Annotated in this window: 16 protein-coding genes and 1 tRNA gene; 4 read left to right on the forward strand and 13 right to left on the reverse strand. The window is 45.0% G+C overall.

Going from position 1 to position 15,931, the window contains the following annotated elements; translation table 11 throughout:
* Nucleotides 1-13: 13 nt before the first annotated feature.
* The 4 genes from NQ544_RS05390 to NQ544_RS05405 all read right to left on the reverse strand — a co-directional run bounded on the left by NQ544_RS05390 (nucleotide 14) and on the right by NQ544_RS05405 (nucleotide 3,761).
* Complete coding sequence (locus tag NQ544_RS05390) at nucleotides 14-1,015, reverse strand: RnfABCDGE type electron transport complex subunit D (RefSeq protein ID WP_006848661.1); 1,002 nt, start codon at nucleotides 1,013-1,015, stop codon at nucleotides 14-16.
* 50 nt (nucleotides 1,016-1,065) lie between these two features.
* Nucleotides 1,066-2,418, reverse strand: a complete 1,353-nt coding sequence (rsxC, locus tag NQ544_RS05395; RefSeq protein ID WP_006848662.1) for an electron transport complex subunit RsxC — start codon at nucleotides 2,416-2,418, stop codon at nucleotides 1,066-1,068.
* 2 nt (nucleotides 2,419-2,420) lie between these two features.
* Complete coding sequence (locus tag NQ544_RS05400) at nucleotides 2,421-3,263, reverse strand: Fe-S cluster domain-containing protein (protein ID WP_006848663.1); 843 nt, start codon at nucleotides 3,261-3,263, stop codon at nucleotides 2,421-2,423.
* 84 nt (nucleotides 3,264-3,347) lie between these two features.
* The gene (locus NQ544_RS05405) at nucleotides 3,348-3,761 is read right to left on the reverse strand and encodes a SoxR reducing system RseC family protein (RefSeq protein WP_006848664.1); all 414 of its coding nucleotides are present in this window, start codon (nucleotides 3,759-3,761) and stop codon (nucleotides 3,348-3,350) included.
* Nucleotides 3,762-3,991: 230 nt separating this feature from the next.
* On the opposite strand from NQ544_RS05405, the gene NQ544_RS05410 reads away from it, so the two are divergent.
* On the forward strand, nucleotides 3,992-4,441 hold the full coding sequence (locus NQ544_RS05410) for a hypothetical protein (RefSeq protein WP_006848665.1): 450 nt from the start codon (nucleotides 3,992-3,994) through the stop codon (nucleotides 4,439-4,441).
* A gap of 129 nt (nucleotides 4,442-4,570) precedes the next feature.
* Here the strand turns inward: NQ544_RS05410 and NQ544_RS05415 are convergent, their stop codons facing one another.
* From NQ544_RS05415 to NQ544_RS05425, 3 genes are all read right to left on the reverse strand, one after another.
* Complete coding sequence (locus NQ544_RS05415) at nucleotides 4,571-6,079, reverse strand: glycoside hydrolase family 10-like protein (protein ID WP_006848666.1); 1,509 nt, start codon at nucleotides 6,077-6,079, stop codon at nucleotides 4,571-4,573.
* Between the two features lie 37 nt (nucleotides 6,080-6,116).
* Nucleotides 6,117-6,764: a trimeric intracellular cation channel family protein gene (locus tag NQ544_RS05420; RefSeq protein ID WP_040553558.1), complete on the reverse strand. Its 648-nt coding sequence runs from the start codon at nucleotides 6,762-6,764 to the stop codon at nucleotides 6,117-6,119.
* A gap of 67 nt (nucleotides 6,765-6,831) precedes the next feature.
* On the reverse strand, nucleotides 6,832-8,106 hold the full coding sequence (locus tag NQ544_RS05425; protein ID WP_006848668.1) for a replication-associated recombination protein A: 1,275 nt from the start codon (nucleotides 8,104-8,106) through the stop codon (nucleotides 6,832-6,834).
* A gap of 129 nt (nucleotides 8,107-8,235) precedes the next feature.
* On the opposite strand from NQ544_RS05425, the gene NQ544_RS05430 reads away from it, so the two are divergent.
* The 3 genes from NQ544_RS05430 to NQ544_RS05440 all read left to right on the forward strand — a co-directional run bounded on the left by NQ544_RS05430 (nucleotide 8,236) and on the right by NQ544_RS05440 (nucleotide 9,789).
* Nucleotides 8,236-9,048 (forward strand): hypothetical protein, encoded by an 813-nt coding sequence (locus NQ544_RS05430; protein ID WP_006848669.1) that lies wholly within the window; start codon nucleotides 8,236-8,238, stop codon nucleotides 9,046-9,048.
* A gap of 33 nt (nucleotides 9,049-9,081) precedes the next feature.
* A complete protein-coding gene (locus tag NQ544_RS05435) occupies nucleotides 9,082-9,303 on the forward strand; it encodes a hypothetical protein (protein WP_006848670.1) in 222 nt (73 codons plus the stop codon).
* 415 nt (nucleotides 9,304-9,718) lie between these two features.
* Nucleotides 9,719-9,789 (forward strand) — tRNA-Cys (locus NQ544_RS05440).
* Nucleotides 9,790-10,234: 445 nt separating this feature from the next.
* Here the strand turns inward: NQ544_RS05440 and NQ544_RS05445 are convergent.
* The 6 genes from NQ544_RS05445 to NQ544_RS05470 all read right to left on the reverse strand — a co-directional run bounded on the left by NQ544_RS05445 (nucleotide 10,235) and on the right by NQ544_RS05470 (nucleotide 15,895).
* A complete protein-coding gene (locus tag NQ544_RS05445) occupies nucleotides 10,235-11,227 on the reverse strand; it encodes a rhamnogalacturonan acetylesterase (RefSeq protein WP_006848672.1) in 993 nt (330 codons plus the stop codon).
* 124 nt (nucleotides 11,228-11,351) lie between these two features.
* Nucleotides 11,352-12,716, reverse strand: a complete 1,365-nt coding sequence (gene hisS, locus NQ544_RS05450) for a histidine--tRNA ligase (protein WP_006848673.1) — start codon at nucleotides 12,714-12,716, stop codon at nucleotides 11,352-11,354.
* Nucleotides 12,717-12,814: 98 nt separating this feature from the next.
* Entirely contained in the window at nucleotides 12,815-14,089 is a 1,275-nt protein-coding gene (locus NQ544_RS05455) for an adenylosuccinate synthase (protein WP_006848674.1), read from the reverse strand.
* Nucleotides 14,090-14,112: 23 nt separating this feature from the next.
* The gene (locus NQ544_RS05460) at nucleotides 14,113-14,577 is read right to left on the reverse strand and encodes a Fur family transcriptional regulator (RefSeq protein WP_006848675.1); all 465 of its coding nucleotides are present in this window, start codon (nucleotides 14,575-14,577) and stop codon (nucleotides 14,113-14,115) included.
* Between the two features lie 76 nt (nucleotides 14,578-14,653).
* Complete coding sequence (locus tag NQ544_RS05465) at nucleotides 14,654-15,283, reverse strand: Maf-like protein (protein WP_006848676.1); 630 nt, start codon at nucleotides 15,281-15,283, stop codon at nucleotides 14,654-14,656.
* A 93-nt stretch (nucleotides 15,284-15,376) separates the two neighbouring features.
* The gene (locus NQ544_RS05470; protein ID WP_006848677.1) at nucleotides 15,377-15,895 is read right to left on the reverse strand and encodes a KdsC family phosphatase; all 519 of its coding nucleotides are present in this window, start codon (nucleotides 15,893-15,895) and stop codon (nucleotides 15,377-15,379) included.
* Nucleotides 15,896-15,931: the final 36 nt, after the last annotated feature.

Consider the following 15,931-nt stretch of genomic DNA (forward strand, 5'->3'; position numbering starts at 1 on the left):
GTCTCAGTCCTCCTTATTTCTTAGCAGGCTTCTCACCGAAGCGCTTTGGTTTAACGTATGTGTTAATAAGAGGTGTGAACGCATTCATGATAAGAATGGCGAACGACATACCTTCTGGATAGCTACCCCAGTTACGGATGATGACGGTCAGCAGACCGATACATACACCGTAGATAAGCATGCCCTTGTGGGTCATCGGAGAGGTTACATAATCAGTAGCCATGAAGATGGCACCGAGCATCAGACCACCACTGAAGATGACAGCCAGAGGATTGGCATAAACAGGATTAGCCAAATGCATCAAACCGCTGAAAACGAATACGGTAGCGATGATGCTGACTGGAATATGCCAGGTAATGACCTTCTTCCAGAGCATGTAAGCCAAACCGAGCAAGAGGGCAAATGCACAAACCTCACCGGTAGTACCGGCACCGAAGGTATCGCCAGTGGCACCGAAGAGCAGGCTCAGCGCATCAGGCAACTGGTTGAGAACAGAAGCATCGCCCGTCTTGATAGCGGTCTTCATGATAGCCAGCGGAGTAGCACCCGTTGTAGCATCAGTATAGCTGAGCATCTGTCCGGCTATAGGCCATGAAGTCATCTGGGCAGGGAAGCTGACGAGCAGGAAGCAACGGCCAACCAAAGCGGGATTGAAAGGATTGTTACCCAAACCGCCGAAGCTCATCTTACCTACACCAATGGCAAACAGGGCACCGATGATGATGATCCAGAGAGGAAGGTTACTTGGCAAGTTCATGCCGAGCAAGATACCGGTGATGATGGCAGAACCATCGAGCAAGCTGGTCTCCTCCTTCAGGAGATATTTTGTAATTGCCCACTCAAAGAAGACGCAGGCTGCCACAGAGGAGAGCAGTACGACTGCTGAACCCAAGCCGAAGAAATAGAAAGATGCGAGGATGGCAGGCACGAGAGCGATAATCACTCCGTACATGTTCTTCTCTACGCTCTCATTTCCATGAGCGTGTGGCGATAATGAAACGATTAATTTTCCCATTTTATCTTTTAATTTCTTTCTTAAATGAAATTCATTCTTGACGTGAACGCTTACTTCTTGGCGTTGCGAGCTCTGATAATGCCCATTACCGCACCCTTACCATTGATAATATTATCGAGGATAGGACGATGTGAAGGACAGGTGAACTGGCATGAACCGCAGGCGATGCAGGATGTTACCTCTTCTGCCTCCAGGCGCTCATAATCCTTCACTACGCTCAGGGTAGCGAGCAAGTATGGCTCCAGGCCCATTGGGCAGGCATCCACACACTTGGCACAGCGGATACATGGCTGAGCCTTCTTGCGATGAGCATCAGCATCGGTCAATACGGTGATGGAGTTGGTACCCTTGGTTACCGGTACATCGAGGCTGATTACAGCCTTACCCATCATCGGACCACCAGCCAGTACCTTGTTATCGCCCTCCGGCAAACCTCCGCAATTCTCAATCATCTGAGAGAATGGAGTACCCATACGTACGAGGAAGTTGCCCGGATTCTTCACCTGCTTACCGGTTACGGTGGTATAGCGTTCGAAGAGAGGTTTATTCTTCATAACTGCCTGATAAACAGCGAAGGCAGTACCTACATTCTGAACAATTGCTCCAACGTTGACAGGGATAGCTGGAGGAGCAGGAACCTGACGGCGGATAACGGCATCCACCAGCTGCTTCTCACCTCCCTGAGGGTACTTCTTAGCCAGAGGTACAATCTCGATACGAGCGTCATTAGCAGTCTTTTCCTCGAAGAGTTTGATGGCAGCAGGTTTATTATCCTCGATACCGATGTAGCCCTTCTCTACCTGAGCCGCCTTCATCAGGAGGTTCAAGCCAACGAGAATCTCATCGGCATGCTCCATCATCAGGCGATAGTCGGCTGTGATATAAGGCTCACACTCTACACCGTTGATGATGACGCACTCAGCCTTGGCTCCTGGAGGAGGACAAAGCTTGATGAAGGTAGGAAAACCGGCACCACCCATACCAGTGAGACCTGCTACCTTGATGCGGTTTACGATTTCCTCTGGAGTAAGCTCAGCATGAGCCTCAAGCGTCTCGAGTTTATCAGAGCGGTCGATACTCTCCTCCCACTCATCGCCTTCTACATTAATAATGATGCAAGGCTTGCGATAACCGGTAGCATCAATAGATGTATCTACCTTGAACACAGTTCCTGATACGGAACTGTAAATAGGAGCACTCACAAAGCCACCAGCCTCAGCAATGAGTGTACCCACCTTCACCTTGTCGCCCTTGGCAACTACAGGCTTGGCAGGAGCACCGATGTGCTGACCAAGTGGGAAAATAGCCTGCTTAGGAAGAGGAGCTACCTGAGTAGCCATCTCGGCAGTAATCTTATTCTCTTCTGGGTGAACTCCACCAATTCTAAAAGTTCTCAAATTCATGATTATTCCTCCTTCTTCTTAACTGGGAAATTAACTTTTACGAGAGCACCGGTTGGGCATTCATCAACACACTTGGTACACATGCGGCACTTATTGAAGTCAACATAAGCCACATTGTTCTCAATGGTGATAGCATCAAACTTGCAGACCTTCTGACATTTACCGCATCCGATGCAAGCAACGCTACAAGCCTTCTTGGCAACAGCACCCTTGTCGTGGTTTACGCACTGAACGTAAACTCTACGGCCCTTAGGACCCTTCTTGCGGAGCTCGATGATATGACGTGGACAAGCGTTGGCGCAAGCACCACAACCCGTACACTTCTCTTCATCAACCTCAGGAATGCCAGTTGCAGGATTGATAGAGATTGCACCAAACTGGCAGGCAGCCACGCAATCGCCACAACCCAGACAGCCGAACCCGCAGCCTGTTTCGCCAGCGCCACATGAATTCATAGCTGCACAAGTGTGCAAACCATCATACTCGGCAATGCGAGGACGATTCTCGCAAGTACCATTACAACGAACCACAGCCACCTTTGGCTCGGTATTGGCTACTGCCATACCTAAAAGGTCGGCTACCTTGCCCATCACGTCGGCACCACCTACCGGACACATCAGTCCATCGATAGAACCGGCATCAGCACCCTTCACCAGAGCTGCAGCCATACCGGAACATCCGGCAAAACCGCAACCACCACAGTTGGCACCTGGCAGAATCTCTCCTACCTGCCTCAAGCGAGGGTCTTCTTCGACGGCAAACTTCTTAGATACTCCGAAGAGAACCAGCGCTGCAATCAGCGCGATTGCTCCGAGAACCAAGACAGCAATCAAAATAAAATTCATAATTTTTTATGTTTTGTTTTGTTATTTTTTCTTTGTTTTAAAATAAAGGCTCATCGCAGAAGCCACAGGAGCACATCACATACCCTATGATTCAATAGAGAAGCTCAGTTTGTTTTTAAGTTTGTTTCTGAATAAGTAGAGCACCACATAGTATGGAATGAGAATGCCCAATGCCGAGAGCGCTGCGGCTCCCTCTGAGTGAGTAGCTTTCAGTACACCCACCAAAGCGATCACCATCAGTATCAGCGGCAAGAGATAGCCATAGAAACTGGCTCTGAAGCCTACAGCCGAATCAGCAGTCACCACCACGCTATCGCCTTTGTGGTAGAGAGACGCCTCTGAGGTAGAAACCTCAATCATCTTCTCTTTCGATTCAGATGCAGTACAATGAGCAGCCACCTTGCAAGCGCTGCAGGCTGACGACTGTACGATGCGAATGCACACACAACCTTCTTCTACGCTCTCTACGATGCCAGAATGTTTTATTTTGTTATTCATTTGTAATGTTGAGATTGCATTTTTGCAATTCAAGTGCAAAGATACTACATTATTTAGAAATGGCAAACAAAATCGAAAAGAAAATATAAAAAAAGAAGCGTAAACGTTATCTATACCCTGGAATCAGGCAGTTTGAGAACAAATTAAAAGCAAAAATGCTTTTTTTTAGCAACTTCTTTTGGTGATATCAATTTTTTATGTATCTTTGCATTGATTATTAAAGAATTGATATGGAAACATTAGAGCAAACAATCATGCAAGTAGAGCGCTTTATCAGAAAAGTGGCTCAAAAGTTCCCTGCGCCAGAATCTGACGACGAGACTTCTCAAATGACCGACATCCACGTAAGGGTTTCGCAAGACAGTGGCGAACTCCTGGCCTTTGACGACGATGACAACGAGATTACCCGCTGCGTTGTTGAGCAATGGATAGAAAACAAGGATGAAGACTTCTACGACGAGGTAGCTAAGCTGCTTCGCGATGTATTGCGCAAACAGGCTGATATCATAGATCATCTCGGCATTCTCAAGCCATACAGCTTTGTGCTCGAAGATGACGATAAAGAGCATATTGGCGAGCTTTATCTTGCTGACGATGATACGATCATTGTAGGTGGTGACTTGATGGAGAATCTGGACAACGATTTGGATAACTTCCTGAACGACCTGCTGAAAGAATAAAAAAATATAGGATGAAAGGACTACCCGCTCCCCCATCCCAACAAAATAAAAAACCGTTGCACTCTCTCCTATCGAGTACAACGGTTTTTCTGTTTTTAACGGTCTTTCCGTTTATATCATCTAACCAATCTAAAAAGAAATTTTCTTTTTCTTACCTTTACTTTCGTTTCCTACACGGTCGAGAGCAGTTACTACATACACATATTTCTTGCCACTCACATAAGGAATGCGATAGAAATTATCATAAGTTACTGCCTGGAGTGCAGAAACATCATTGAGATTTACCTTAGCTCCTTTCTCAAAACGGTAGATAGCAAAACGGTTCACCTGATCGCCCCACTTTTTCTTGCTAGCCTTAGGAGCCTTCCATACCAGCAGCGGACCTTTCTCGGTCCACATCAGCTTGAGACCCTTTACCCCCTTTGGCGCCTTATTATCAAGGAAAGGCATAGAGGGTGGCAATGCTGGATACTTCCAATAATTGTTGCGGAGTGTATGTCCGATATTACCTACATTATCGGCAGCAGTCTGCGCATACCAGAGCACAGTGCCCTTCACATTATTCATCTGCTGATGCAAACGGTGCTTGGCAGGCAACTGATGACTGCGCGGATTGACTGGGTCAGCAAACTTGGCTGTACGCTCTATATCTTCACCTATATATAAAGGGCGGTTGCCAGCATGCTTATTCCACCAGGTTATGAGCGTCTTGTAATCGGCAGCACGATTGCCTATCTCCCAATAAATCTGAGGCACACAATAGTCTATCCAACCATTATTCACCCAAAGCAAAACATCTGCATAAAGATCATCATAATTCTGGAGGCCGAAAGTTTCTGAACCATTAGGATCGGTACGCTTGTTGCGGTAGATGCCGAATGGAGAAACACCAAACTTAACCCAAGGCTTAACGGCATGAATGGATTCGCTGAGCTGCTTTACAAACCGGCTCACGTTATCACGGCGCCAATCACCTATGTTTCGCATACCGCGCGACTGCTGGCTAAAGAGCTGCTGATCAGGAATCTGGCGTCCGGCCTCTGGATATGGATAGAAATAATCATCAATATGGAATCCATCAACATCATATCGGCTTACAATGTCCACAGCCACCTCGCAAATATAGTCGGCTGCAGCCTGCAAACCAGGGTTCAACAGCGTCAGCTTGCCATACTGAAAACAGAGATCAGGACGCCTCTTCACGATATTCTTCGGCGAAACCTGCTCATAGGAAGTTACGCTATGCTTGGCACGATAAGGATTAATCCAGGCATGTAGCTCCATGCCACGATTATGACACTGCTCTATCATCCACTGCAACGGATCCCAATAAGGAGAAGGAGCCTTTCCCTGCACCCCCGTAAGAAACTTGCTCCAAGGCTCTAAATCACTCTTATACAGAGCATCACACTCAGCACGAACCTGAAAGATTATCGCATTCACGCCATCCTTCTGCAGTTCATCAAGCTGTCTGGTAAGCATCGCCTGGATCTGCTGCGTACTCTTGCCCAGATACTGTCCGTTAACACACTGTATCCAGGCTCCACGAAACTCTCGTTTGTTCTGAGCCTTCATTGTTGCCGACGACATCAGCATCAGAGCAACAACGAGCATCAAAATCGCTTTCAGTCTTTTCATCTGTTATCTGTTATTTATCAATTTCATTTTTTCCTTTTCATTCTACAGTTTGTTCTTCATCCCTCAGCTTCGGGAGTGAAATATGGTATCTTACAGCCAGCAATCGGATGGCGCAGACCACACTGAAAGCTACAATCACCGTAATATAGAGGCTCACACCCAGATAGCTCAATCCCCAATAAGCTAAACCACCGGCGACACAAGCCATCGCATAAATCTCCTTTCGGAAGATGATCGGCTCTTCATTAAGAAGCACATCGCGGATAACACCGCCTGCAGCACCCGTGATACAGCCCATGATGATGGCTACCCAAAAGGAGAAACCACATTCGAGCGACTTCTGGATGCCCGCAATATTGAAAAGCGCCAAGCCCAAGGTATCAAACAGAAACCAGGTATTGTCAAGACGCTTGAGATAGCGGTGGCAAGCAATCACTACCAACTGCGCAAACAGCGTACAAATCAGGTAGATAGGGCTCAACATCCAAAACGGACGCACACCAAGCATCACATCTCGTATGGTTCCACCACCTATGGCTACAGCCACACCACAAACAAAACCGCCCAGCCAATCATAGTGCTTACTTGCAGCCAGACGAATGCCCGAAAGGGCAAAAGCAAATGTTCCGATGAATTCTATCACGCTATGAAGCGTGAGCACGAATTCAGGATCGCCATGTATCATCATTTTCTCGTATCAGTTAGTGTTCTAAATATCAATTTCTAATTATCCATATATCTATTCTAAATCACTAATTCTTGAATCTTTCTCCCCAGCAGGTAACCATCCAGTTGTAGAGGCGCTCCTCGGAAGGCGAATGCTGCGCATGCCAGAAGCGGGCATCCTTCAGTTCGTCTGGCAGATACTGCTGCTCTGTGAAATGTCCAGGATAATCGTGGGGATACTTATATCCGTCATGATAGCCCAAATCTTTCATCAGTTTGGTAGGAGCATTGCGGATGTGCAGCGGAACAGGCAGATTACCCGTTTGCCGTACAGTAGCCAGCGCATCATTAATGCCCAGATAAGCACTGTTGCTCTTCGGACTCGTGGCCAGATAAACCACAGCCTCAGCAAGGGCGATACGCGCTTCGGGCCACCCTATCTTCATCACCGTATCGAAGGCAGCATTGGCAAGCAGGAGTGCATTCGGATTGGCAAGTCCCACATCCTCAGAGGCACTGATCACAACCCTACGGGCTATAAACTGCGGGTCTTCTCCTCCTTCTATCATCCTCGCCATCCAATAAAGCGCAGCATCGGGATCGCTTCCGCGAATACTCTTGATAAAGGCTGAGATAATATCATAATGCATTTCACCCTGTTTATCGTAAGCCAGCGGATTCTGCTGCAACTGCTCTTCTACCATCTTGTCGGTAATCACAATCTCTGAAGATCCGGCAGATTCTACCACCAGTTCCAGAATATTGAGCAGTTTGCGGGCATCTCCACCACTATATCTCAGCAGCGCGCCCGTCTCTTCCAACTTAATATTCTTTTCTCTGAGTTCTACATCCTGCGTAATGGCACGATGCAGGAGTCCTTCAAGATCAGCCTTTTCGAGCGGTTTGAGCACATAGAGCTGACACCTGGACAACAGCGGACGAATCACCTCGAATGAAGGATTCTCGGTGGTAGCACCTATCAGCGTAACAATACCCTTCTCTACCGCACCCAAAAGCGAATCCTGCTGACTCTTGGAGAAACGGTGAATCTCATCAATAAACAATATAGGAGAAGCCGAATTAAAGAATCTACCACTTTTTGCTCTTTCTATCACCTCGCGGACATCCTTTACGCCACTGGTCACCGCAGAGAGGGTGAAGAACGGCACCTTGATGGTTTGTGCCACGATTTGAGCAAGGGTAGTCTTGCCCACTCCAGGGGGTCCCCAGAGGATAAAAGAGGATATGCGCCCTGCGTCAATCATCTTGCGCAGCACGGCCCCCTCACCTACCAAATGCTGCTGTCCTACATAGTCAGCAAGCGTGTGAGGTCTCATTCTTTCAGCTAACGGTTCACTCATAGTACGTGCAAAGGTAATGAAAAAAATCGAATTCCAAATAAAAAGTGACCAAAAACACAAAAAAACAGCAAGAAAATTTGGATATATAAAAAGAAGTACTTACTTTTGCACACACAAACATAATTGAAGATGAATAAAGATAAAATATTAACACTGAAGAATGTTACGAAAAGTAGCATTTGGGAATTGCAGGAGAACGATGTGTTCCGTCTTTGGGAAGCAGCAGAAAAGGATGCTGACCTCAAGGATTACCAGAACAAGTATATCGCAGTGATCCGCAGCGCATTCGAAATGGAACCAGTGACGGTAGACCGTCCTGAAGTGATTGACAAACTGATGGCACGCGGCTTTAAGATTGGCACTTTCCGTATCAACGACAAGAAAGAAAAGTATGCCATCAAAAAGCGCCCTATCATGCGTGTTACTGATCTTACTTACGAAAATGTAAGTCACATCACCGCCAATAAGCTCATCGAACTCTTGGAGCGCAACTTTGGTGGTGGCTGGGAGAGTCTGCCTCAGAGCATCCAGGACATCATCGAAAGTAATTTCGACATCAGCACAACTACTCTTCCTGCTGACCGCCTGAAAAAGCCAGGAGGTCTGTACGAGAAGAAACTCGCTGATGACTACGAAGTGCTCGTGGTACCAAAAGGTTCTTGGGTAGAAGCTATCTTTGCCAAGGAGAAGCCAAAGGTAGAAAAGGTTCGCATGAGATTCGAAGATGAGAATGATTTGAAACGCAACGACGACCTGCTCGACCCAGACGAGGATGAAGACGAGGATGCACCAGAAATCGAGGATCACTACAACGATCCAGATGAGGATGACGATGCATTCGATGACGACAAGCTTACTGAGGAAAGCTACCGTACTACCTTCGAAGACCCGGAGAACCTCGGTCTTGATGATGCAGAAGACGTAGCCGACGATGATTATTAATTCAGTTTATACATTATTATAATATAAAGAGAAATGAACGCATTAATTGGATTTGCTGCATTAATCGCTGTGGGCCTCGTAGGTTGGGCGATTGCAGAATTTAAGTACAAGGCTTTAACTTTCACCCGTTCAGAAAAGGACATCGAGGAAGAGAAAGAGCTTGAAGAGCAGAAACGCGCAGAGGGTTTCAAGGAGATGAACATCCGCGACATCATGCGCAAAAACTCAACCAATGGTTATAACGCCGTAGGTTAGTATTATGTTAATTTACCTATGCTTATGATACAGTATATCATCATAGCAATCATATTGGCGGCATGCATCACGTATGCCGCCATTTGTATCTACCGCTCCATCAAACAAGCACGAGAGTGTAAAAACTATCAATGTTCAGGTTGCCCGTTCGTTGAGAAATGCCAAAAGAATAAAAAGAAAGAGGCTACTCAGCGGAAAGAACAAGAGTAGCTCTCATAAAAGAGCTGCTAAAACTACTTTTACTGTCATGCAGCGAGGAAACCAGACAAAAATAAAGCATTTCAGAACCCACTCATTATGAGCAAGATACAAAGAAAGTGATTGTTTTTATTAAAAAAGTTGCATAAAAATTTGGTAGAACCAATAAAAAGTAGTACCTTTGCACTCGCAAATCAGAAATGATTGTTCTACACAAGGTGTCTTAACCGAGCGGTTAGGTAACGGTCTGCAAAACCGTGTAGAGCGGTTCGACTCCGCTAGACACCTCATAAAAAAGGAAGTTCTTCAATAAGGACTTCCTTTTTTCATATCTACTCTCCCCCATTTTCATTCCTCATTTCTAGGTATTCATCAAAACCCCCATTTTTAGGTATTGCACAATTATAAAAATCTTCGTACCTTTGCAACCGTAAATGATAAACATCAGAACTGAGGTTATCCTACGAGTAGGAATTGCCCCTTGCCAAAAGCAATTCTGGTGAACGTTTGAAACTTTTAGATAATTGAGACAAAGATAGAAATTAAAATCTTGTTCGCTAATAGAAATAATTCATAATGTTTTTGTATAATATGAGAAGGAGTGCTTGTGAAAGTACTCCTTTTATGTATTGGTTTACTACATGGCGATGCATTTTGTTCTATGTCACGACGCACAGACTTTTACATCGCCATGTAATTTCAAAGATATCGGGAGTTTTAAAAAAGCCTGTTACTATTTGATTTTAGCACCAAATGACTTTACAAACTTAATCTTCTTGCCTTTTGCGATGATTGGCTTCTTCCATTCACCACCCAAAATACGGATAACAGCCTTCTTGCCTACAGGAACCGCATCTACAGCCTTCTGCAAATCCATGAAATTGCCTCGACCTTCTGCAGAGACTACATAATCATAATGGCAGACATGAGACTTCAGCGCTGGCACCTGCTCAGCTACAGCATCAGCAAGCGCACCGGCAACCACACGTGCACCATATACATTATAATGGGTATTATCTTTCTTACCCTTAGGAACCTGCGGATTCTCGCCAGGCATAAACCACATATGTAATTTGCGGCTGCCTTCAATACCCATGCCCGTTTCTATATCGTGGGTAATCTTGGTAGCATCAACAAACGGAACATTCAGCTGCTTTGCTACATTGCGGGGAGCTATCACATAAGCTCCGTGGGTGTCGATAAGCGTATCGCTATTAATCTGTTCCTTTCCATCATATACTTTATTGCGAAGCTTCTCGTCATCATCATTCTTCAATTCTGCAGAATAATAGCAGCGACGAACCACCGCATTGAACAGTACAGGAATACCACCCTTGGCACGGGTCTCATTTACATATCTGGCAAGGTTTGCATCAAAAGTAGATCCCGGATCAGTATGACGGTTAGGCATTGACTTCTCATCGTTATGCCCAAACTGGATAAACACATAATCACCTGGCTTTATTCTATCCAAAACCTTTTTCCATCTTCCTTCATTGATAAAGCTCAAAGAAGAACGACCATTAACAGCATGATTGTCAACAATCACCTTGTCATCAAAAAAGCCTTGCAATACCATCCCCCATCCTCGCTCTGGATTATTTCTAAAACCACCTTTCTCGGCAGCAGTAGAATCACCTATTACAAAAATCGTTGTTGTCTTTGTGCTGGATGTCATCAGCAACACCAGTATGAATACACATAAAATAGCTTTTATTTTTTTCATTTGTCTGTAGTTTTTAGAAGTTACTAAAATTATAGTTAGGCATACATGCTAACACATAAAAAGCTCTCGCCCTGCCGCACTGCATATTCACATATACGAGCACGAGAGGACGAGAAAGAGAGTATTATTTATTTACTTTGGCTATCAATTCCTCGGCAGTAACCAAGGTTTGTTCGCCAGTTTCCATATTCTTAAGCGTAACCTTGCCCTGAGCCATCTCATTCTCACCTGCAAGCACCACAAACGGAATATTCTTGGCATTGGCATAGCTCATCTGCTTCTTCATCTTCGCCTTATCAGGGAAGATTTCGGTACGGATACCGGCTGCACGAGCTGCACTTACTATAGGCAGGCAGTAAGCTGTCTCCTTTTCACCGAAGTTGATAAACAGTACCTGAGTAGCATTTACTGCCTCCTTCGGATAAAGGTCGAGCGCACCTAACACATCATAAATACGGTCAGCACCAAAACTGATACCAACACCGCTCAAACCTGGCAAACCGAAAATGCCGGTGAGGTTGTCGTAACGACCACCACCTGTAATACTTCCCATTGGAGTATCAAGCGCCTTCACCTCGAAGATTGCACCTGTGTAATAGTTCAAGCCACGAGCCAGAGTGAGATCCAGTTCTATCTCGTTGTTCAAGCCAAGAGTCTTCAAGGTATCGAGGATAAACTTGGTTTCCTCTACACCCTTTAAACCAACTTCTGAACCTTCGAGAACCTTCGCTATCACTTCAAGTTTCTCATCATTAGTTCCTGACAATGAGATGATTGGCTGCAACTTCTCAATAGCCTCTTCAGAAATGCCGTCATTGCGCAACTCTTCGTTTACATTGTCAAGTCCGATTTTATCAAGCTTATCGATGGCCACTGTGATATCTACAATCTTCTCAGCCTCGCCGATAACCTCTGCAATACCGGTAAGAATCTTGCGGTTATTAATCTTGATGCATACACGAACACCAAACTTAGTGAACACGGTATCAACAATCTGCATCAACTCGACCTCATTCAGGAGAGAATCAGAGCCAACCACATCGGCATCACACTGATAGAACTCACGGTAACGTCCCTTCTGAGGGCGGTCTGCACGCCATACGGGCTGAATCTGATAACGCTTGAAAGGCATCTGCAACTCCTCGCGGTGCTGCACTACGTAACGTGCGAAAGGAACGGTCAAGTCATAACGAAGGCCTTTCTCACAAAGTTTCGCTGCTAATTTGAGTGATCCGAGAGAATGAATATCCTCATCGCTCACCTTATTCATATAGTCGCCTGAATTCAATATCTTAAAAAGCAGTTTATCACCCTCTTCACCATACTTGCCCATCAAAGTCTGAAGGGTTTCCATGGCAGGGGTTTCAATCTGCTGGAATCCATAAAGAGCATACACTTCCTTGATGGTGTTGAAGATGTAGTTGCGTTTCGCCATCTCAACAGGACCAAAATCTCTCGTGCCCTTTGGTATACTTGGTTTCTGAGCCATTTATTAATGTTTAATATGAATGTTAAATGTTTAATGTCTAGCGCCATGTAAACACCTCAAAGTAAACATTAAACACTAAACATTAAACACTATATAATTTACTTGCGTACAATAGTCTGAGCACGGTCTGGACCGATAGAAATGATACCGATCTTAGTCTCAAGGAACTCTTCTACGAAAGCAATATAATCCTTGAACTCCTGTGGGAACTGATCTTCAGATGTGAACTTAGTCATATCTGTCTTCCAGCCCTTGAACTCCTTGTAAACAGGTTCTACATCATCGATTTCGTATGGAAAATCTGTTGTAACAGAACCATCCTTCAACTTATATGCCACGCATGCCTTGATGGTATCGAAGCCATCGAGCACGTCGCTCTTCATCATGATAAGCTCGGTAACACCATTCACCATGACAGAATACTTGAGCTGTACAAGATCGCACCAGCCACAACGGCGCTCACGACCGGTAACAGCACCATACTCATGACCGAGGTCACGGATCTTGGCACCAGTCTCATCGAAAAGCTCTGTAGGGAATGGACCTGCACCAACACGTGTACAGTAAGCCTTCATGATACCATAAACATTGCCGATGCGGTTAGGGCCGATACCCAGACCTATGCAGGCACCTGCACAGGTAGTATTAGAAGAAGTAACGAATGGATAAGAACCGAAATCAACATCGAGCATAGTACCCTGAGCACCCTCGCAGAGTATATCCTTGCCAGAACGGAGCACCTTATTGATTTCTACCTCGCTATCAATAAGTTTGAACTGCTTCAAGTATTCGATGCCCTCCATCCAGGTCTTCTCAACCTCTGTGATATCGAAGTCGGTATAACCGAGACTTGCGATGGTTTTGAGATGAGCAGCCTTGTGAGCAGCATACTTCTCCTCGAAATTGTCAAGGATATCGCCTACGCGAAGACCGGTACGGCTAACCTTGTCAGTATAAGTAGGACCGATACCCTTACCAGTAGTACCTACCTTGTTCTTTCCCTTAGAAGCCTCGATAGCAGCATCGAGTACACGGTGAGTAGGCATGATGAGATGTGCCTTCTTAGAGATGTAAAGACGGCTCTTCAAATCATGACCGCTCTTCTCAAGATCCTTAGCCTCACCCATAAAGAGGTCTGGAGCCAAAACCACACCATTGCCGATGATGTTCACCTTACCACCCTGGAAAATACCAGAAGGGATAGAGCGAAGCACATACTTCTCGCCCTCAAACTCCAATGTATGTCCAGCATTAGGACCACCCTGGAAACGAGCAATGACATCATACTTAGGGGTCAACACGTCAACCACCTTACCTTTACCTTCATCGCCCCACTGCAAACCCAGCAGGACATCTACTTTACCTGTGTTCATTTTTTATCTTTTTATCTTGATACTTATTCTTTTTTGCGTTTGCGAGTCATCTTGCTTTGACAGCCGCTGCATACGCCATAGATGTAAAGAGCATAAGCATCTTTACGAAAGCGCTGCATCCTGATATCCTTCACAGCAGCAGTAACCTGCGGTGCTACAATTTCGGTTACCTTGCCACAAATCGTGCAAACCTGATGCACATGATTTTCCTCGCTATAACTGGCCTCATACTTGGTGCCGTCTGCCAGACTGTGCTTTACCACAAGCCTTAGTTCCAGGAACAGATGCAATGTGTTATAAAGCGTAGCCCTGCTAACGCGAAAATTCTTTTTCAGTAGCTCTCTGCCCAAATCTTCTATCGAGAAATGCTCTCCCATAGAATAAATGGTGTCGAGGATAGTGGAACGCTCCGGAGTGCGCCGGTGATGATTGCTCTCCATATAATTGTCCAAAACCTCATGAGCTTTTGCTAAAATTTCTTCACTCATAATCCTTGTTAGTTACATAAAACGCACAAAGATACTCATTATCTACGACATAGAACAATATTTAATTTTAAAAAATCTAAATTCGCCTCAATTCCTCATAGATACGCTGAACCGGAAGCCCCATCACATTAAAATAACTCCCCTTCAACCCCGTACAACCTATGTAGCCAATCCATTCCTGAATACCATAGGCGCCAGCTTTGTCAAACGGCTGATAATGATTTATATAATAACTGATTTCATCATCAAAAAGCGGTTTGAACGTCACTTCTGTTGTTACTGAAAAGGAACGCTGCTTATGCTGGGTAGTAAGACAAACACCTGTAACTACATGATGCGTCTTTCCGCTCAACATCTTCAGCATTCGTCTGGCATCTTCAGCATCACGAGGCTTCCCGAGAATGACTCCCTTTCCTTCCTGGTCATTCTGTTCGCCAGCTGTTGGCGCAATCACAACCGTATCTGCTGTAAGAATCAAAGTTTCTGACTCGTCCAACTCTTCAACACTATTATTTCCGTTCAAAAGCGAGCGATAAGCCTCAGCCTTTTTCTTGCAGATGAATTCTGCCACCTGATAAGCATCGAGGTCAGCAGGATAACTTTCATCAATACCACTAATCACCTTCACCTCAAAAGGAATATCCAAACCTGCCAGAAGTTCCTTGCGACGAGGCGAATTACTCGCCAAAATGATCTTATAATTCATCTATTTTAAACCTTATTACTTTGAACTTTATGATTAAAATTCAGTTGCAAACTTTCTACTATAAACTATCAACTTTCAACTATTAACTAAATTCTACCAGCCAAATGCCTTAGCATCTGAAAGCCATAAACCCTTGGCTCTCAGTACCTGTTCTACGACATCACGTCCCACACCATCACCTCCGTTACAAGCCGAGATATAAATAGAAATTTCTTTAATATCGGAGCATGCATCTGCTGGGCAACATGGACATCCGCAACGACGCATAATCTCATAATCAGGAATATCATCACCTACATATATTATTTCCTCATCTGTAATTGAATATTTCTGCTTGAACTCCTCATAAGTCTTTATCTTTACAGAACATCCCATGAAGATATCCTCTACACCAAGATTTTCATAGCGTACCTGTATGGCATGAGAATTACCGCCTGTCAGAATTACGATACGAACACCTTTCTTCTGAGCCAGCTGTATGGCATAGCCATCTTTGATATTAACAGTACGCAAAGGTTCGCCGGCACTGGAAAGCGTGATGGTCTGTCTTGAAAGTACTCCATCAACATCAAAGATGATTGCTTTTATCTTATTTAAATCGTAATTAATCATAATTGTTTCTGTTTTTAGTACTGAAAAATCCTAACT

This window comes from Segatella copri DSM 18205, from assembly GCF_025151535.1.
In the GTDB taxonomy this organism is placed as follows: Bacteria; Bacteroidota; Bacteroidia; order Bacteroidales; family Bacteroidaceae; genus Prevotella; species Prevotella copri.